Annotated in this window: 22 protein-coding genes; 10 read left to right on the plus strand and 12 right to left on the minus strand. The window is 63.9% G+C overall.

What is annotated here, in order from left to right; genetic code table 11:
* Positions 1-42: 42 nt before the first annotated feature.
* The 4 genes from sucD to mdh are packed head-to-tail and all read right to left on the minus strand — an operon-like array spanning position 43 to position 3574.
* Positions 43-945, minus strand: a complete 903-nt coding sequence (gene sucD, locus NMG46_RS11980) for a succinate--CoA ligase subunit alpha (protein WP_254817846.1) — start codon at positions 943-945, stop codon at positions 43-45.
* A gap of 49 nt (positions 946-994) precedes the next feature.
* Complete coding sequence (locus tag NMG46_RS11985; protein WP_254817847.1) at positions 995-1366, minus strand: cupin domain-containing protein; 372 nt, start codon at positions 1364-1366, stop codon at positions 995-997.
* Positions 1367-1370: 4 nt separating this feature from the next.
* Positions 1371-2564, minus strand: a complete 1194-nt coding sequence (sucC, locus tag NMG46_RS11990; RefSeq protein ID WP_254817848.1) for an ADP-forming succinate--CoA ligase subunit beta — start codon at positions 2562-2564, stop codon at positions 1371-1373.
* A gap of 41 nt (positions 2565-2605) precedes the next feature.
* A complete protein-coding gene (mdh, locus tag NMG46_RS11995) occupies positions 2606-3574 on the minus strand; it encodes a malate dehydrogenase (protein ID WP_254817849.1) in 969 nt (322 codons plus the stop codon).
* A 231-nt stretch (positions 3575-3805) separates the two neighbouring features.
* Here mdh and NMG46_RS12000 point away from each other — a divergent pair, with 231 nt between their 5' ends.
* The gene (locus NMG46_RS12000) at positions 3806-4234 is read left to right on the plus strand and encodes a GNAT family N-acetyltransferase (RefSeq protein ID WP_254817850.1); all 429 of its coding nucleotides are present in this window, start codon (positions 3806-3808) and stop codon (positions 4232-4234) included.
* A 34-nt stretch (positions 4235-4268) separates the two neighbouring features.
* Here the strand turns inward: NMG46_RS12000 and zapE are convergent, their stop codons facing one another.
* Together zapE and NMG46_RS12010 are read right to left on the minus strand one after the other, a co-directional pair.
* Positions 4269-5471 carry a cell division protein ZapE gene (gene zapE / locus NMG46_RS12005; RefSeq protein ID WP_254817851.1) on the minus strand — a complete coding sequence of 401 codons (1203 nt, stop codon included), beginning with the start codon at positions 5469-5471 and terminating at the stop codon, positions 4269-4271.
* A 144-nt stretch (positions 5472-5615) separates the two neighbouring features.
* Entirely contained in the window at positions 5616-6155 is a 540-nt protein-coding gene (locus tag NMG46_RS12010) for a protease inhibitor Inh/omp19 family protein (protein WP_254817852.1), read from the minus strand.
* Positions 6156-6469: 314 nt separating this feature from the next.
* Here NMG46_RS12010 and NMG46_RS12015 point away from each other — a divergent pair, with 314 nt between their 5' ends.
* The 8 genes from NMG46_RS12015 to NMG46_RS12050 all read left to right on the plus strand — a co-directional run bounded on the left by NMG46_RS12015 (position 6470) and on the right by NMG46_RS12050 (position 13807).
* Entirely contained in the window at positions 6470-7480 is a 1011-nt protein-coding gene (locus tag NMG46_RS12015; RefSeq protein ID WP_254817853.1) for an MBL fold metallo-hydrolase, read from the plus strand.
* Positions 7481-7551: 71 nt separating this feature from the next.
* Positions 7552-7713 (plus strand): DUF1328 family protein, encoded by a 162-nt coding sequence (locus NMG46_RS12020; protein ID WP_031195454.1) that lies wholly within the window; start codon positions 7552-7554, stop codon positions 7711-7713.
* Between the two features lie 74 nt (positions 7714-7787).
* Entirely contained in the window at positions 7788-8672 is an 885-nt protein-coding gene (dapF, locus tag NMG46_RS12025) for a diaminopimelate epimerase (protein ID WP_254817854.1), read from the plus strand.
* Positions 8672-9973 (plus strand): tRNA (N(6)-L-threonylcarbamoyladenosine(37)-C(2))-methylthiotransferase MtaB, encoded by a 1302-nt coding sequence (gene mtaB / locus NMG46_RS12030; protein WP_254817855.1) that lies wholly within the window; start codon positions 8672-8674, stop codon positions 9971-9973. The genes dapF and mtaB overlap by 1 nt, the downstream gene beginning before the upstream one ends.
* Positions 9974-9984: 11 nt before the next feature.
* Entirely contained in the window at positions 9985-11817 is a 1833-nt protein-coding gene (gene ftsY / locus NMG46_RS12035) for a signal recognition particle-docking protein FtsY (protein WP_254817856.1), read from the plus strand.
* A 60-nt stretch (positions 11818-11877) separates the two neighbouring features.
* Positions 11878-12552, plus strand: coding sequence for a septation protein A (locus NMG46_RS12040; protein ID WP_254818071.1), 675 nt, complete (start codon positions 11878-11880; stop codon positions 12550-12552).
* Between the two features lie 67 nt (positions 12553-12619).
* Positions 12620-13240, plus strand: a complete 621-nt coding sequence (locus NMG46_RS12045) for a pyridoxamine 5'-phosphate oxidase family protein (RefSeq protein WP_254817857.1) — start codon at positions 12620-12622, stop codon at positions 13238-13240.
* Positions 13241-13273: 33 nt separating this feature from the next.
* Positions 13274-13807, plus strand: coding sequence for an NADPH-dependent FMN reductase (locus tag NMG46_RS12050; protein WP_254817858.1), 534 nt, complete (start codon positions 13274-13276; stop codon positions 13805-13807).
* Between the two features lie 7 nt (positions 13808-13814).
* Here the strand turns inward: NMG46_RS12050 and NMG46_RS12055 are convergent, their stop codons facing one another.
* Both NMG46_RS12055 and NMG46_RS12060 read right to left on the minus strand, forming a co-directional pair.
* Positions 13815-14024, minus strand: a complete 210-nt coding sequence (locus NMG46_RS12055) for a tautomerase family protein (RefSeq protein WP_254817859.1) — start codon at positions 14022-14024, stop codon at positions 13815-13817.
* A 32-nt stretch (positions 14025-14056) separates the two neighbouring features.
* Positions 14057-14974 carry an SMP-30/gluconolactonase/LRE family protein gene (locus NMG46_RS12060; RefSeq protein ID WP_254817860.1) on the minus strand — a complete coding sequence of 306 codons (918 nt, stop codon included), beginning with the start codon at positions 14972-14974 and terminating at the stop codon, positions 14057-14059.
* Positions 14975-15236: 262 nt separating this feature from the next.
* Here NMG46_RS12060 and NMG46_RS12065 point away from each other — a divergent pair, with 262 nt between their 5' ends.
* Positions 15237-15404 carry a hypothetical protein gene (locus NMG46_RS12065; protein ID WP_254817861.1) on the plus strand — a complete coding sequence of 56 codons (168 nt, stop codon included), beginning with the start codon at positions 15237-15239 and terminating at the stop codon, positions 15402-15404.
* A gap of 33 nt (positions 15405-15437) precedes the next feature.
* Here NMG46_RS12065 and NMG46_RS12070 read toward each other — a convergent pair whose 3' ends face one another.
* The 4 genes from NMG46_RS12070 to ccmA form a co-directional block, all read right to left on the minus strand.
* Positions 15438-16013 (minus strand): DsbE family thiol:disulfide interchange protein, encoded by a 576-nt coding sequence (locus tag NMG46_RS12070; RefSeq protein WP_254817862.1) that lies wholly within the window; start codon positions 16011-16013, stop codon positions 15438-15440.
* A complete protein-coding gene (gene ccmD / locus NMG46_RS12075) occupies positions 16010-16177 on the minus strand; it encodes a heme exporter protein CcmD (RefSeq protein ID WP_254817863.1) in 168 nt (55 codons plus the stop codon). The genes NMG46_RS12070 and ccmD overlap by 4 nt, the downstream gene beginning before the upstream one ends.
* Positions 16178-16303: 126 nt before the next feature.
* Entirely contained in the window at positions 16304-16969 is a 666-nt protein-coding gene (gene ccmB, locus NMG46_RS12080) for a heme exporter protein CcmB (RefSeq protein ID WP_254817864.1), read from the minus strand.
* Positions 16970-17156: 187 nt separating this feature from the next.
* Complete coding sequence (gene ccmA / locus NMG46_RS12085; protein ID WP_254817865.1) at positions 17157-17765, minus strand: heme ABC exporter ATP-binding protein CcmA; 609 nt, start codon at positions 17763-17765, stop codon at positions 17157-17159.
* Between the last annotated feature and the right edge of the window lie 17 nt (positions 17766-17782).

The following is a 17782-nucleotide window of genomic DNA, read 5'->3' on the forward strand; positions in this document are numbered from 1 at the left end:
TACTCTGTTCTTACCTATTCGCTATTCACTACTCGCTACTCACTAACCTTTGATCGCCTCGACCAGCGTCGTGCCGAGCCGGGCCGGCGATGGCGAAACCTTGATGCCGGCCGATTCCATCGCCGCGATCTTGTCTTCCGCGCCGCCCTTGCCGCCGGAGATGACCGCGCCCGCATGACCCATGGTGCGGCCGGCCGGCGCTGTGCGCCCGGCGATAAAGCCGGCCATCGGCTTGCTGCGGCCGCGCTTTGCCTCGTCCTTGAGGAACTGCGCGGCGTCTTCCTCGGCCGAACCGCCGATCTCACCGATCATGATGATCGACTTGGTCTCGTCGTCGGCGAGGAACATCTCCAGCACGTCTATGAACTCCGTGCCTTTGACCGGGTCGCCGCCGATGCCGACGGCGGTGGTCTGGCCGAGGCCGACATTGGTGGTCTGGAACACCGCCTCATAGGTAAGCGTTCCCGAGCGCGAAACAACGCCGACCGAGCCCTTGCGGAAGATGTTGCCGGGCATGATGCCGATCTTGCATTCGTCGGGGGTCAACACGCCGGGGCAGTTCGGCCCGATCAGCCGCGATGTCGAGCGGTCGAGCCTTGCCTTGACCTTGATCATGTCCATCACCGGTATGCCCTCGGTGATGCAGACGATCAGCGGGATCTCGGCCTCGATCGCTTCCAGGATCGCTTCGGCAGCACCCGCCGGCGGCACGTAGACGACGGAGGCATTGGCGCCGGTCTTCGCCTTGCCTTCGGCAACGGTGGAGAAGATCGGCAGCGTCTCGCCCTTGGTGCCGGTCCAGGTCTCGCCGCCCTTCTTGGGGTGGATGCCGCCGACCATCTTTGTGCCGTGATAGGCGAGCGCCTGTTCGGTGTGGAACGTGCCGGTCTTGCCGGTCAGGCCCTGTACCAGCACCTTGGTGTTCTTGTCGACGAGAATGGACATGGTGGTCCTTTTTAAAAACCGTTGATCGGGGAAGGCCGCGCGCTCATGGTCACAACCGCTTCAGGTCGGCGACGGTGAGGTCGCTTTTGGCGTTGCCGGTGTTGAGCGTCGTCGCCGGCTCGAACATCAGCACGACAGGTTCCTCGCTCAGCGAGCGCGGCCGGTGCTCGACGGCGCGCGGCACGACGATGAACTCGCCGCTGCCAAGTTCCACCGTGCCGTCGCGGAAATCGATGGCGATGCGGCCGCGCAGCACGAGGAACGCCTCGTCCTCATTGTCGTGGGCGTGCCAGTCGAAGACATCGCCGAACTTGGCGATCTTGACCTGGCTGTCATTCACGTCGCCGGCAATGTGCGGATCGAACACCTTCTTGATCTTCGCATCGGCCGCTTCGACGAGGTTTATCTTATGCGGAGGCACAGACTCAGCCCTTCACCGCCGCGACAATCTTCTTGGCTGCGTCATCGAGGTCATCCGCCGACACCACGTTCAGTCCGCTGTCGTTGATGATCTTCTTGCCGAGCTCGGCATTGGTGCCTTCCAGCCGCACCACCAGCGGCACTTGCAGGCCGACCTCCTTGACCGCGGCGATGACGCCCTCGGCGATGATGTCGCACTTCATGATGCCGCCGAAGATGTTGATCAGGATGCCTTTGACCGCCGGATCCTTGGTGATGATCTTGAACGCCGCCGTCACCTTTTCTTTCGACGCGCCGCCGCCGACATCGAGGAAGTTGGCGGGCTCGGCGCCGTAGAGCTTGATGATGTCCATCGTCGCCATGGCAAGGCCGGCGCCGTTGACCATGCAGCCGATATTGCCGTCGAGCGCGACATAGGCGAGGTCGTATTTCGACGCCTCGATCTCCTTCTCGTCCTCTTCGGTGGTGTCGCGCAATTCGAGCACGTCCGGGTGACGGAACAGCGCATTGTTGTCGAACGACACTTTTGCGTCGAGCACGCGCAGCCGGCCGTTCTTCATGACGATCAACGGGTTGACCTCGAGCAGGCTCATGTCCTTTTCGACAAACGCCTTGTAGAGGATCGGAAACAGCGTGGAGCCGTCCTTGGCGGCGTCGCCGTCGAGCCTCAGTGCGGCGTTGAGCTTCTTCACATCGTCGGCCGTCACGCCCTTTTCCGGGTCGATGGCGACGGTAATGATCTTTTCCGGCGTGTCGTGGGCGACCGCCTCGATGTCCATGCCGCCCTCGGTCGAGACGACGAAGGCGACGCGCCCGACCGAGCGGTCGACCAGGATCGACAGATAGAGTTCGCGCTCGATGTCGGCGCCGTCCTCGATATAGAGCCGGTTGACCTGCTTGCCGGACGGGCCGGTCTGCTTGGTGACCAGCGTGTGGCCGAGCATCTCCTTGGCGTTGGCGACGACCTCGGCCACCGACTTCGCCAGCCTGACGCCGCCCTTGGCATCGGGCCCGAGCTCCTTGAACTTGCCTTTGCCGCGGCCGCCGGCATGGATCTGGCTCTTGACCACATAGAGTGGGCCGGGCAGCGCCTTGGCGGCAGCTTCCGCCTCGCTCGCCTTGAACACCGGCACGCCCTCGGCCACGGGTGCGCCAAAGCCTTTCAGCAGCGCCTTGCCCTGATATTCATGGATGTTCATGCGCTATGTCTCCAGCTTGCTTGGCGGGCTTGGTTACCGGCTTACTTGGCCGCGAGATGTGGAGCGATCTTGACGCAGGCGTCGCACAGGCCCTGCACCGCCGCGACCGAATTGTCGAACATCTTCTGCTCGTTCCTTGTGAGCTCGATCTCGATGATCCGCTCGACGCCGCCGGCGCCGATCACCACGGGAACGCCGACATAGGTGTTCTTGACGCCATATTGGCCGGAGAGGTACGCCGCACAGGGCAGCACCCGCTTCTTGTCCTTGAGATAGGCTTCGGCCATGGCGATGGCCGAGGCGGCCGGCGCATAAAAGGCAGAGCCGGTCTTGAGCAGGCCGACGATCTCGGCGCCGCCGTCGCGGGTGCGCTGCACGATCTGGTCGAGCCGCTCCTTCGAGGTCCAGCCCATCTTGATGAGGTCGGGCAGCGGGATGCCGGCAACCGTCGAATAGCGGATCATCGGCACCATGGAATCGCCATGGCCGCCGAGCACGAAGGCGGTGACGTCCTCGACCGAGACCTTGAATTCCTCCGCCAGGAAATAACGGAAGCGCGAACTGTCGAGCACGCCGGCCATGCCGACGACATGGCTCTTGGGCAGGCCGGAAAACTTCTGCAGCGCCCAGACCATGGCGTCGAGCGGGTTGGTGATGCAGATGACGAAGGCTTTCGGCGCGTATTTCTTGAGGCCGGCGCCGACCTGCTCCATCACCTTCAGATTGATGCCCAGAAGATCGTCGCGGCTCATGCCGGGCTTGCGCGGCACGCCGGCGGTGACGATGCAGACGTCGGCGCCCTCGATGCCGGCATAGTCGTTGACGCCGGTCAGCCTGGAGTCGAACCCATCAACCGGCGACGACTGCGCGATGTCCAGCCCCTTGCCTTGCGGGATGCCTTCGGCGATATCGAACAGCACGACGTCGCCGAGATCCTTGAGGCCGACCATGTGGGCGAGGGTGCCGCCGATCATGCCCGAGCCGATGAGCGCTATCTTGTTGCGTGCCATGTCAGGATGTTTTCCCTTTGACTATGACGGCGCCCAAATCCTTGACGATTTGATGACGGCGTCGGAGGAAGAGGCCGGAATGCTGCGGAACCGCGAAATTCGCCGCACGCAATAGCCCCGGCCGCACAAAAATTCAAACGATTATTTTGCAGTGAATAATTTCAATCGGTTAGAAACAATGGGACTTACGTAAACGTCAAATTCTGAAGCCGACTAGAGGAATTCTACACAATGGCACTGGAAATCAGAAGGCTGTTTCCTGGCGATGACGCCCTTGTGATGCGGGTTGCCGACGAAGTCTTCGACGAGCCGGTCAGGCCGGATCGGCTCTCCGCCTATCTTGCGGAGCCCGGTCATTTCATGGTCGTGGCGCTCGCCGACGGCATCGTCGTTGGCCAATGCGCAGCCGTCATCCACCGCCACCCTGACAAGGTGAGCGAACTCTATATAGACGAGGTCGGCGTGGCGCCGGCCTTTCAACGCCAGGGCATTGCGACGAGGATGCTCGACGCCATGTTCGCACTCGGTTGCGAGCATGGCTGTGAGGAGGCGTGGGTCGGCACCGAGCCGGACAATGTTGCTGCTCGCGCACTTTACGAGTCGCGAAAAGAGCCGCGTGGGCCGGCGGAGGGGTTCGTCATGTATGTTTATCGGTTATAGGCGCCGGCGGCAGGGGCCTCTTCTGTACTATCCCTCACGCCTGAGCCTGCCGTGCCTCGGTCGATGATCCCTGCGCCCTCTGCCTCTCCGCCCAGTTCTCCAGCCAGTCGTGGCTCTGCATCTCGATCAGCCGCGATGCGGTGCGCTCGAACTCGAAGACTTCGTTGCCGCGCTTGGCCGTATAGAGCTGCGCCGGCGGTGCCGCGGCGCTCATCACCAGCCGTACATGATGATCGTAGAGCGTATCGACCAGCAGGATGAAGCGCTTGGCTTCGTTGCGCTTGCCTTCGCCGAGCACCGGCACCCGGTCGATGACGATGGTCGAGAAACGACGGGCAATGGCAAGATAGTCGCGGGCCCCGAGCGGCCTCTCGCAGAGATCGGCAAACGAAAACCGCGCCGCCTCGCCGGCAGTACGCGGTACCACGACGTGTCGGCCCTTAACCGTCAGCATCGTCTCGGCCGTCGGCCTGCCATGCGTCATCACCGCCCACAGCTCGTCGAGCGTATGGTCGGCGGCGGCATCGGCCGGGGTGATGTAGACCGGCATGCGGCTGAGCTTGTCTAGGCGGTAATCCTTGTCGGCGTCCAGCGCCAGCACGTGCGCGTGGCGCTCCAGGATAGCGACAAACGGCAAAAACAACTGACGGTTCAGGCCGTCGCGGTAGAGATCCTGCGGCGCGACATTGGAGGTGGCGACCAGCACCACGCCATTGGCAAACAACGCCGAAAACAACCTGGACAGGATCATCGCATCGGCGATGTCGGTGACCGAAAACTCGTCGAAGCACAGCACCCAGGCTTCCTCGGCAAGCGCGCGCGCCACCGGCGGGATCGGGTCGTCCTCCTTGACCGTACCCTCTTTACGCGCCTGCCGGTGCTTCTGGATGCGGTCCTGCACGTCGGCCATGAAATCGTTGAAATGCACGCGGCGCTTGCGCCGCACCGGCAGCAGCTCGAAGAACATGTCCATCAGCATGGTCTTGCCGCGGCCGACGCCGCCATGGATATAGAGGCCCTTGACCGCCTCGCGCCCCTCGCGCTTGCGGGCGAACAACCACCCCAGCGCGCTTGATTTATGCGCCAGCCGCTTTGCCGATATCTCGTCGATCAGCCGGTCGAGCGCAGCGGCGATCCGCTCCTGCGCCGGATCGCGCCCGATGGCGCCCGTCTCGACCAGATGGTCATAGCGCTGCTTGACGGTCGCATGGGTCTGGAGGCCGTCACGCAGATGCATCGGTCACGTCGTTCCGGAGCAATTCCAAGAAAAGTGTGTTGCGGTTTTCTGTCCGGAATTGCGTAAAAAACAAAAGAGAGCAATTCCAGGAAAAGGGTGTAGCGGTTTTCTGCCCGGAATTGCGTAACAATGGGGGCCGTTCTCTTACCTTGTAAGCGAGATCGGCAGCCCGTTGGAAGTCTGGCCGTCGAATTTCTCGCCGCCCGAGGAATAAAGCCGTGCCAGCGTGCCGCCATTCTCGTCATAGAGCGTCAGTTGCTTGCCGGCGACGTTCCAGGATTTGATGCCGTCGAGCGGCGCCGGGCAATGCAGCGGTCCGGCGCGGTAGCCCGACCCGAATTTGGTCTGCGGCGTCGCCACCTGACAGCTCTGGCCGGACACGCTTGCTTTCCACACGCCAGCGACGCTTGAGGCGGTCAGGTCGGCCGCACCGGCCGGCGCCGTCCCGTCGGGCGGCAGCGAGGCGACCTGCGTGTTCTGCGGCGCAGTCGGAAATTTCGACGGGTCGGCCGCGCCGGGTGTCGCCGGTGGCGGCAACTGGTTTGCAGTCACCTTGCCGGCGGGCGCAGCTTCCAGCGGCGCCGGCTGCTGCTCGTCCATCGATGAGAACCGCGAGGTCGAACAGCCGCTCGCAACGAGCGCGGCCAGCGATACGGCCAGCAGGCCGGTTTTCGAAAATTTCATTCTTCAACCTCCGTCGGATCGAGCTGGGGAAGCCGTCCGCGCAATGTCCCCCTCACCAAGATGGAGAAGGTGGCGAAATTTCAACCCGATATGGTTAAAATACGGTTTGCGCCGCTAATGTTGCAAATTTGTCGCAAAATGCACATTGCCTGAATTGCGTCGCGCCTTGGCCTTTGGCCGGCACCTCCGGTTGATGCGATGCGGCGCGCTGGCGTCAAATCTTTCGCGTTTCCTTGGCGTTCACCTCAAATGCTTGTGCGGGCCGGCTCCGGCATTATCTCTTGGCGATCAGCAAACTGCAGGGAGCCGATTTCTTGGTCGCGAGAAAGAGAGCCGCCAACCGCTATTACAGCGGGCCGCCCAGCGATCATTTCGACGGCACCTTGTTCTTCAATCCCGGCGGACGGCCGCCGGGTCGCTTTGCCGATCTGTTGAAGTGGCAACTGAGCCGCGAGCGCTCGAAATGGCCGACGGCGGATCCGAGCCCGTTTCCGCCGGCAAGACCGTTCGAGCGCATCGATGGTTCTGCGCTGCGCCTCACTATGGTCGGTCATTCCTCGCTGCTCGTCCAGACAGCAGGCCTGAACATCCTGACCGATCCGGTCTGGTCGCGGCGTGTCTCGCCGCTCTCCTTCGCCGGGCCGAAACGCGTCAATCCGCCCGGCATCGCCTTTTCGCATTTGCCGCCGATCGACCTCGTGCTGGTCAGCCACAACCATTACGACCATCTCGACCTCGCCACGCTGAAGCGCCTGAAGGCAAAACACGACCCGCTGCTGCTGACGCCGCTCGGCAACGACACAATCATCGGCGCCGCCGTGCCCGGTATGCGGCTTTCCGCGCATGACTGGGGCGACCGGGTCGATATCGGCGATGGCGTCGCCGTCCATGTCGAGCCGGTGCATCACTGGTCGGCCCGCGGTGCTCGCGACCGGCGCATGGCGCTGTGGGCGGGTTTCGTCGTCGAGACGCCCGACGCAAAGATCTTTTTCGCCGGTGACACCGGCTTCCACGGCGGCATCAATTACCGGCTGATGGCGCAAAAGCACGGCGGCTTCCGCCTCGCCATCCTGCCGATCGGCGCCTACGAGCCGCGCTGGTTCATGGCGCCTCATCACCAGGATCCGGAAGAGGCGGTGCAAGGCATGCTTTTGTGCAACGCCGCCTATGCCGCCGGCTGTCACTGGGGCACGTTCCGGCTCACCAACGAGCCGATCGAGGAGCCGCCCAGAAAGCTCGGCGAAGCGCTCGATGCTGCCGGCCTGCCGCGGCAACGTTTTCGCGCCTTGCGGCCGGGCGAAGTGTGGGACGTACCGGAGGTTTAGCGCGGCGGAACCTGAGGCATCACATAGACGTTTGTAGGTTGTTCAAACCTGTCGGTTGCGAGGTGCCTCTTATGATCAGGTGGATTATCATTCTTTTGATTATCGCGGCCGCGGCGAGCCTGCTCGGCATGCCGGCACTGGCCGGAGCCGCCGCCACCGGCGCGCGCATCCTCATCGGCATCGTGCTGATCATCTTCCTGCTGATCGTGCTTGGCGTCTTCGCGGTGACGTGAAAATCACGCCGCGCTGGTAATTTCTGCCGCTATCCGCCATATAGGCGCCAAACCGGCAAGAGACCTTTCGATCGATGGCAAGCGCGGCCCCTTTCGCCAAGATGAACGGCATCGGCAACGAAATCATCGTTGCCGATATGCGTGGCCGTGCCGATCGCGTGACGTCTGCGGCAGCCGTCGCGCTCAATGCCGACACGTCGACCCGGTTCGACCAGATCATGGCGATCCACGACGCCAGGACGCCGGGCACCGCCTTTTTCATCGATATCTTGAATTCCGACGGGACCAGCGCGCAAGCTTGCGGCAACGGCATGCGCTGTGTCGTCCAGGCGCTCGCCGCCGAGACCGGCCAGAAGACATTTGCCTTTGAAACAGTCGCCGGCATCCTAAACGCCGAGGAACATGCCGACGGAATGATCTCGGTCGACATGGGCAGGCCGCGCTTTGGCTGGCAGGACATCCCGCTGGCCGAGGAATTCCGCGACACCCGCATGATCGAGCTGCAGATCGGTCCGATCGATGCCCCGGTGCTGCATTCGCCGTCGGTCGTCTCGATGGGCAATCCGCACGCTATCTTCTGGGTCGACCGCGACGTCTGGTCCTACGAGCTCGAGCGCTTCGGCCCGCTGCTCGAAAACCACCCGATCTTCCCCGAGCGCGCCAACATCACCATCGCGCAGGTGACTTCGCCGGAGACCATGATCATCCGCACCTGGGAGCGCGGCGCCGGCCTGACTAAGGCCTGCGGCTCGGCCGCTTGCGCCGCCGTGGTCGCCGCGGCCCGCACCCGGCGCACCGGCCGCAGCGTCACACTGATAACGCCCGGCGGCGGCTCGCTGCATGTTCTGTGGCGCGACGACGACCACGTCATCCTCACCGGTGCCGCCGAATGGGAATTTTCCGGCAGCTTCGATCCGGCGACCGGGGCGTGGGCGCGCGACACCGAAAGCGCCGCCTGATGCCTTCTCTTGGCAACAAGGGCATCGAGGTCGTCACCTTCGGTTGCCGGCTGAACACCTATGAATCCGAGGTGATGCGGCGTGAAGCCGAAAGTGCGGGCCTCGGCGGCCTCGAAGGCGGCGCCATCATCTTCAACACCTGCGCCGTCACCGGCGAGGCTGTACGCCAAGCCAAGCAGTCGATCAGAAAAGCCCGCCGTGAGAACCCGGCCGCCCGCATCATCGTCACCGGCTGCGCCGCGCAGACCGGCCCACAGGATTTCGTCGCCATGCACGAGGTCGACCTCGTCCTCGGCAATGAGGAAAAGCTGAAGGCGCATTCCTATCGCGCGCTGCCGGATTTCGGCGTCAACGACACCGAAAAGGCGCGCGTCAACGATATTTTTTCGGTACGCGAGACGGCCGCCCACATGGTCGACGCCATCGAGGGCCGGGCACGCGCTTTCGTCCAGGTGCAGAACGGCTGCGACCACCGCTGCACCTTCTGCATCATTCCCTACGGTCGCGGCAATTCGCGCTCGGTGCCGATGGGCGCCGTGGTCGAGCAGGTCAAGCGACTCGTCGGCAATGGTTATGCCGAGATCGTGCTGACCGGCGTCGACATGACCAGTTTCGGCGCCGATCTGCCGGGCGCGCCGAAGCTCGGCAAATTGGTCAAGACCATCCTGAAGCAGGTGCCGGACGTGAAACGCCTGCGGCTTTCCTCCATCGATTCGATCGAGGCTGACGACGATCTGCTGGACGCCATCGCCACCGAGCCCAGGCTGATGCCGCATCTGCATCTGTCGCTGCAATCGGGTGACGACATGATCCTGAAGCGGATGAAGCGCCGGCACAGCCGCGACCAGTCGATCCGCTTTTGCGAGGATATGCGCAAACTGCGCCCCGGTATCGTTTTCGGCGCAGACATCATCGCCGGCTTCCCGACCGAGACGGACGCCATGTTCGAAAACTCGCTGGAGATCGTCGAGGAATGCGGCCTGACGCATCTTCATGTCTTCCCGTTTTCGCCGCGCGAAGGCACGCCCGCCGCGCGCATGCCGCAGCTGCGCCGCGACGTCGTCAAGCAACGCGCGGCACGCCTGCGCGCGGCCGGCGAGGCCGCCTATCGCCGCCATCTGGCATCGCTCGCCGGCACACGCCAGTCGATCCTGGTCGAGCGTGACGGCCTTGGCCGCACCGAGGGGTTTACGCTGGCAGTGTTGTCGGCGGGCGCGCCGGGCGACATCGTCGAGGCTGATATCGCCGGCCATGACGGTATCAGACTGATCGCCGCGCCGCTTGCCGCCCGCGGCGTCTGAGAGCGCAAGACATGGCTGGTTTTTTCAAGAAGATATTTTCGTTCGGCAAGAAGGAAGTGGTCGAGGAGCGGCCCGACGAGACCGCACCGCTGCCGCCGATCAAATGGGACGAACTGGAGGCGCTGAAGCCGGCCGTCGAGCAGACCGTTCCGGAGTTTTTGAAACGCGAAGAGCCTCGCCCCGAGACCGAAGCCGTACCGCCGGTCGAGGCGGAAGCACCCGCGCCGCAGCCGGCGCCTGTTGAAGGGGCCGAGCCCGAGCCTGCGCCGACCCTTCCGCCCGAGCCGGACGTCCAGCCAGAAGCCGCTCCGGTCGAGGAGCCAGAGGCGCCTGCCGAACAGGCGGCGTCAGACGCCGCTCCCGTCGTTCCCGAGCCAGCCCCGGAGCCAGAGCCGAAGGAAATTCCTGAGCCAGAGCCGACGCAGCCAGAAATCGTCCAGACTGAGCCTCCGCCATCCGAACGTGGCGCTGCCCCTCATCCGCCTGCAGGCACCTTCTCCCCGTATAGTGACGGGGAGAAGGGTGCTGATCGTCACGCCGAGCCTCGTTTTGAAAGCGGCAAAGAAAAAGCTCCGGCGCTGACGCCCCCCTCTCCCCGTCCCTTACGGGGGTCCGAAGGACGGGTGAGACAAGCGGCGCGCCCCGGAACGGGTGAGGGTGAGGGGCAGCGCCAACCTGCGCAAGACGCGGCACCCACTGCCGAAATCACGCCACCAGCACCCGAAGCGCCGCCGCCGGCCGAAATCCCGCCGCCGATCCGCCAGCCAGCGCCCGTCGAGACGAAGCCGCCGCTCGCCGAGATCGCGCCCGAGCCGGAGCCCGTCCCGCAACCATCGCCGGAGCCAAAGCCCGCCCCCGGCAAAGTCACCGTAACCAAGAAGGTCGAGCAGAAAGCCGAGCCGCAGAAGGCGCCCGAACCGGCGCCGAGGCGCTCCTGGTTCCAGCGCATGCGAGACGGGCTTGCGCGCTCCTCCCGGGAGTTGTCGGGCAACATCGCCGGCGTCTTCACCAAGCGGAAACTCGACGAGGACACGCTGCAGGACCTGGAGGATGTGCTGATCCGCGCCGATCTCGGCATGGAGACGGCTTTGCGCGTAACCGATGCACTCTCCGCCAGCCGCTACGGCAAGGACGTCTCCGACACCGAAGTCCGCGCCATCATGGCGGCCGAGGTGGAGAAGGTGCTGTCCCATGTCGCCATGCCGCTGGAACTCGACCTCAGTCATAAGCCGCATGTTATCCTGGTGGTCGGCGTCAACGGCACCGGGAAAACAACGACTATCGGCAAGCTCGCCGCAAAGCTCACCGATGGCGGCCTCTCGGTGATGCTCGCCGCCGGCGATACTTTCCGCGCAGCCGCCATCGAGCAACTGAAGATCTGGGGCGAGCGCACCAACTCGCCAGTCATTGCCTCGAAGCTCGGCGCCGACGCCGCTGGCCTCGCCTATGACGCATTCGAGCGGGCGAAGGAGGCCGGCTCCGACGTGCTGATCATCGACACCGCCGGGCGGCTGCAGAACAAGACCGAGCTGATGGCGGAACTGGAAAAGATCGTCCGCGTGCTGGGCAAGCTCGATCCGGAAGCGCCGCACACGGTGCTGCAGACGGTCGATGCCACCACCGGCCAGAACGCGCTCAACCAGGTCGAGATCTTCCGCAATGTCGCCGGCGTCAACGGCCTGGTGATGACCAAGCTGGACGGCACGGCGCGCGGCGGTATTCTGGTGGCGATCGCGGCAAAGCATAAATTGCCGGTCTATTTCATCGGCGTCGGCGAACAGGTCGACGACCTCGAACCCTTTTCCGCAAGCGAATTCGCCAGGGCGATCGCTGGCGTGGCTTGACGAGCATGATCCCAATAAGGTGCAGGCTTTTTGGATTGAATCATGCGTAAGAAGGACCTTATGAGCCCACCCATTCTCGAACGCGACCCATCCGACCCGCAAAAGCAGAAGAAGGAAGCCGTCAATCCGTTGCTCAAGCTGGTGCTGGAGCTTGGCCCGCTGATGGTATTCTTCTTCGCCAATGCGCGCGGCGCATGGCTGGTGCAGAAATTCCCGGCGCTGGGCGAGTTCGGCGGACCGATCTTCGTCGCGACCGGCCTGTTCATGGCCGCGACCGCGATCGCGCTGATCGCTTCCTGGCTGCTGACCCGTACCTTGCCGATCATGCCGATGGTGTCGGGCGTCGTCGTCTTCATCTTCGGCGCGCTGACGCTCTATCTGCAGGACGATATCTTCATCAAGATGAAGCCGACCATCGTCAACACGCTGTTCGGCGGCGTGTTGCTCGGCGGCCTGTTCTTCGGCAAATCGCTGCTCGGCTATGTCTTCGAATCGGCCTTCAATCTCGACGCCGAGGGTTGGCGCAAGCTCACCTTCCGCTGGGGCCTGTTCTTCCTGTTCCTAGCCCTTGTCAACGAAGTGGTCTGGCGGAATTTTTCCACCGATACATGGGTTACCTTCAAGGTCTGGGGCATCATGCCGATCACGCTTCTGTTCACCTTCAGCCAGATGCCGCTGATCCTCCGCCATTCGCTCGAGGACAAGACCGAGAAAGCGGGAAAGGCCAGCAAGTAGCAATTCCAGGAAAAGGTCTGTGCAGCGGTTTCCCCTGGGAATTGCGTCAGAATAGGAGGGGACGAGGATGGAATTTATCATCACGCGCGACGAGCTGAGGACGATCTACAAGACGCCTCGGCCGACCGACGGCTCGATCCGCAAGGAATTGAAGACATTGGACGGCCATTGCCGTTCCTTCATCGGCAAGAGCCCGTTCGTGCTGATCGGCTCGGCCGACGGCGCCGGCAATGCCGATGTGACGCCCAAGGGCGACAGGCCGGGTTTTGTGGCGGTGCTCGACGAGAAGACCATCGCCATCCCCGACCGGCCGGGCAACAACCGGCTCGACACGCTGGAGAACATCCTTCTCAATCCCTCGGTCGGGCTGCTCTTCCTCATTCCCGGCATGAACGAGACGCTGCGTGTCAACGGCGATGCCCGCATCACCGTCGATGCGGCATTGCGCGAGCGGCTGGCGGTCGACTGCAAGGCACCGCAAAGCGTCGTCGTGGTGACGGTCAAGGCCGCCTACATGCATTGCGCCAAGGCCTTCATGCGCTCCGAACTGTGGAAGCCCGAAACCTGGTACGACCGCGCGACGCTGCCGACGCTCGGCCAGATCCTGCGCGACCAGCTGGCGCTTGCCGAAACGGCGGAGGCCACCGACCGCTGGCTTGACGAGGATTACAAGCAGACCATGTGGTAGCGTGCCCGGCAACGAATCGCCGAGCCGCTCCCTTTGCTGAACATTCTCGCCATTTCCGGCAGCCTGCGCGCCGCCTCGACCAATTCGGCCCTGGTCGCGGCCCTCACGCAAAACGCGCCGCCGGACTGTCACGTCTCCGTCTATGACGGGCTTGGTCGGCTGCCGATCTTCAACCCCGACGACGAAGGCGAGCGGACGCCGCCGCAAGCAGCGGCGCTGATCGATGCGGTCACCGCCGCTGACGGCGTCATCGTCTCCTGCCCGGAATACGCACACGGCGTGCCAGGCGGCCTGAAGAACGCGCTCGACTGGCTGGTGTCGCGCGATGCCGCCGTCGGCAAGCCAGCCATGCTGGTGCATGCCTCGCCGCGCTCGCTGTTTGCCCGCGCCGCACTGGTCGAGGTCATGCGGACAATGTCTTTTGCGCTCTATGAGGAAGCAGCGCTCGAAATCGCACTGCTCGGCAAGAGGCCGCCGGAGGTGGAGAAAATCCTGGCGGAGCCGGAAAACCGGCTGGCGATGCGCGGCGCCGTTTCGGATTTCGCCGAGTTCATCCGCGCTGGCTGAGCGGCGCTCAACCCTTGCCTCTCCGCGTCTCGACGTCGGTTTCGCCGACGAACCAGTCGCGTGCAGCGACCTCCTCGAAGACCACCCAGACATCGTTGTTGGTCAGGCCGGTGACGCCCGTTATGGCCGCTGTCACCTGGGCGGCGATCGCGGCCTTTTTGCCGGCCGGGTCATCGGCAATCACCTCCTTGACCAGGCGGATGTTCACGAATGGCATGGGTCCCTCCCTTGGATATGCCTGGCGTCCGCTCAGTAGGTTTTGGCGCCGTTGACCATGAGCCGGACCATGTAGAGCGAGGTCGTGCCGGCGATATAGAGGCAGTTCAGCTTGTTGCCGCCGAACACGCAATTGGCAACGACTTCCGGTACCTTGACCTTGCCGATCAGCGTCCCGTCTGGATCGTAGCAGTGGATGCCGTCGGCGGCGCTGGTCCAGATGCGGCCGTCCGCATCCAGCCTGAAGCCGTCGAACAGGCCGGCGGTGCAGTCGGCAAAGACCTTTCCGCCTGAGACCGTCTTGCCGTCCTGGCCGACATTGAACACCCGGATGTGCGCCGGGTTTTGCGCACCATGCGTGCGGCCGGTGTCGGCGACATAGAGTTGGCGCTCGTCGAGCGAGAAGGCGAGTCCGTTGGGTCTGACCATGTCGGTGATCACCGCCTCGGTCTCGCCGGTGCCGGGATCGACCCGATAGACATGGCAGGCGCCGATCTCGCTTTCGGCCTTGTCGCCCTCGTAATCGGTATCGATGCCGTAGCTCGGATCGGTGAACCAGATCGAGCCATCGGACTTGACCACCGCGTCATTGGGCGAGTTCAGCCGCTTGCCGCGCCATTTGTCGGTGATGGTGATGACCGAGCCGTCATGCTCGGTGCGGCTGACGCGGCGGCCGGAATGCTCGCAAGTAACCAGCCGGCCTTGCCGGTCGACGGTGTTGCCGTTGGAATTGCCCGACGGCTGACGGAACACGCTGACACTGCCGTCGGTCTCGTCGTAACGCAGCATGCGATTGTTCGGGATGTCGGACCAGACCACATAACGCCCGGCTGCAAACCAGGCCGGTCCTTCCGCCCATCGGCAGCCGGTAAACAGCCTGTCGACCTGTGCATTGCCGTTGAACAGCCGCGAAAAGCGCGGATCGAGAACTTCGTAGAATTCGCTGGCCATGGTTCCTCCCGGTAGCAGTCGCTTGGCGAGGCGCGATCAAGCCAGCCTGCGATCGATATGGCAAGATCGATGATGCGTCAGAAGCATTGTGGAAGCGAATGCTGGCCCGGACGGCAGGTCACATCCGGTTAACCGGTTATGCGCCCAGCGCAATGGTGCATTGCAACATCTTATTTTTGCAACGCACCATAACTATGTCATGCTTCGTATCGATCAAGGGAGGAACAACTGGCCGCAAATGCGGCGCAAAAGGAGACTCGCTATGATCATCGACAGCCTCATGAGCCGCGCTCGCGCCAGCATCGCCAAGCGCCGGCATTACAACCGCCTCGTCGCCGAAATCGACAGCTTCACCAGCCGCGACCTCGCCGACATGCGCGCCGACCGCTCAGAAATGCTCTACCAGGTCCACAAGCAGATCTACGGCTGAGTCTTCGGTCGACCTATCACAAACGGCGGGCAATCAGCCCGGCACGGCCAGCGCCTTCTCGATCTCCGGCAGCAGCAGCGTCTGCGCCGAGTCCGGCGTCAGCGGCCCGACATGCTTGTAGGCGATCTTGCCATCCTTGCCGATGACGAAGGTCTCCGGCACGCCGTAGACACCCCAGTCGATCGCCGTGCGGCCGGCCTGGTCGACGCCGATCGCCTGGAACGGATTGCCGAGATCGCCAAGGAACCGACGGGCGTTTTCCGGCTGGTCCTTGTAGTTCAACGCTGCCATGACGAAGCGTCTGTCCTGCGACAGCGCCAGCAGCACCGGGTGCTCTTCGCGGCACGGCGCGCACCACGACGCGAAGACGTTGACCAGCGTCACCTTGCCGGCGAACTGTTTTGAATCGAGGCCCGGCAAATTGGTGCCCTCGAGCGCCGGCAGGTTGGTCTGCGGCGCCGGCAGGCCGATCAGCGCCGACGGCACTTCCGACACGTCGCGCCCGGACAAGAGCTGCGCCAGGAACAATCCCGCCAGCCCGAGAAAGACCAGCAGCGGCAGCAGCACGATCAGGCGGCGGCGCGCCGGTGTTTCCGTTTCCGTGCTCATGACTTGACTGCCCTATCGGAGCGCCGGCGCACGCCGGATGCTTCCAGCTCGGCGAGTTCTCGCTTGCGGCCGCGCTGGTCCAGCAGGATCCAGCCGATCAGCCCGCCCAGCACCACGGCCGTGATCGCATAGGCGGCGGCGACATAAAGCGCGTGTACGCTCATGCTTTTCGCTCCGCGGCGCTTTCCAAACCGTCCGTCTCGCCTTGTTCCGACATGTCTTCTCTTAACGCCGCGCCATCGGCTCCGCAATTGTTCGCCGCGCCGCAGGGATGAGCTGAAGCCAACACATCAATCCGTTCCGTGCCGCAGCGCCAGCGCCGCCGCCACCGGCCCGAGCACGGCAAGGAACAGGGTCAGCGCGGCAAGAATGAGGAAGGGCTGCAGGAACGGATCGGGGTCCGCTACCGCGCCATAGCTTGCCGATACGCCGAAGATCAGCACGGGAATGGTCAGCGGCAGCACCAGCACCGAGATCAGCAGCCCGCCGCGCGGCAACGCTACCGCCACCGCAGCACCGGCGGCACCGATGAAAGTAATCGCCGGCGTGCCGACCAGCAGCGTCAGCGCCGTGGCGCCGATGCCGGCCGGCTCCATGTTCATGAACAGGCCGAGCAGGGGAGCGGCGACCACCAGCGGCAGCACGCTTCCCGCCCAATGCGCAAGGCATTTCGTCAGCACGGTCAAGGCCAGCATTTGCCGGTCGTTGCCAAGCACCAGAAGATCGAGAGAGCCGTCTTCCCGATCAGCCTGGAACAGCCGGTCGAGGCCGAGCAGGCAGGCAAGCAAGGCGGCAATCCACAGGATCGCCGGGCCGATGCGGGCCAGCAGCCTCAGGTCGGGACCGACGCCGAAGGGGATGGTCGCGATGACGGCGAGAAAGAAAATCACTCCAGTCAGCGCCCCGCCGCCGGCGCGGATGCTCAGGCGGATGTCGCGCAGGAAGAGGGCTAGCATGATGTGAGATGCTTTCGCCCAGGCACCCCCCTCTGTCCTGCCGGACATCTCCCCCGCAAGGGGGGAGATTGGTAATCACAACCGCTCTGGACCGCTGAAAGATGGGCGCAGCGACGAAGCTGCCGATCTCCCCCCTTGCGGGGGAGATGTCCGGCAGGACAGAGGGGGGTGGGAAGGAACGCCGACATCACCCACTTTCCCCCATCCTCAATGCCTTCGCCCTATCGATCCCTAACGGCAGATGCGTCGCCGCGACGATGATGCCTCCCTCTTCCAGATGCTGCGTCATCAGCCCGCCGAATCTCTCCTCCGAAGCCTTGTCCAGTCCTGCGGTCGGCTCATCAAGCAGCCACAATGGCCGATAGCTGACCAGCAGTTTTGCGATCGCCGCGCGCCGCCGCTGCCCGGTCGAGAGATAGCCGAACGGCAGATGGCCGATGCCGCCCAGGCCGACGGTTTCCAGCGCGTCTTCAACACCCGCAGAACCCGCGCCGGAAAAATCGCGCCAAAAGCACAGATTCTCCTTAACGCTCAGCGCCGTCTTCATCGCGTTGAGGTGGCCGAGATAGTGACAGGCCGAGGCGGCCGACGGAAAGTCTTCGCCACCACCTTCGAACCGCACACGGCCTGCCGCCACCGGCAACAGACCGGCGATGATCCTGAGCAGCGTCGATTTGCCGGCGCCGTTCGCCCCGGTGACGACCAGCGCCTGGCCATCCCCCAGCGCGAATTCGATGGCGGAAAATACCGACTCGCCGCCGCGTTCGCCGCCCAGATTTTCGGCGATCAGCCGCATCCGTTCCCCTTCGCCGA

It is taken from the genome of Mesorhizobium sp. LMG 17147 (assembly GCF_024297145.1).
In the GTDB taxonomy this organism is placed as follows: domain Bacteria; phylum Pseudomonadota; class Alphaproteobacteria; order Rhizobiales; family Rhizobiaceae; genus Mesorhizobium.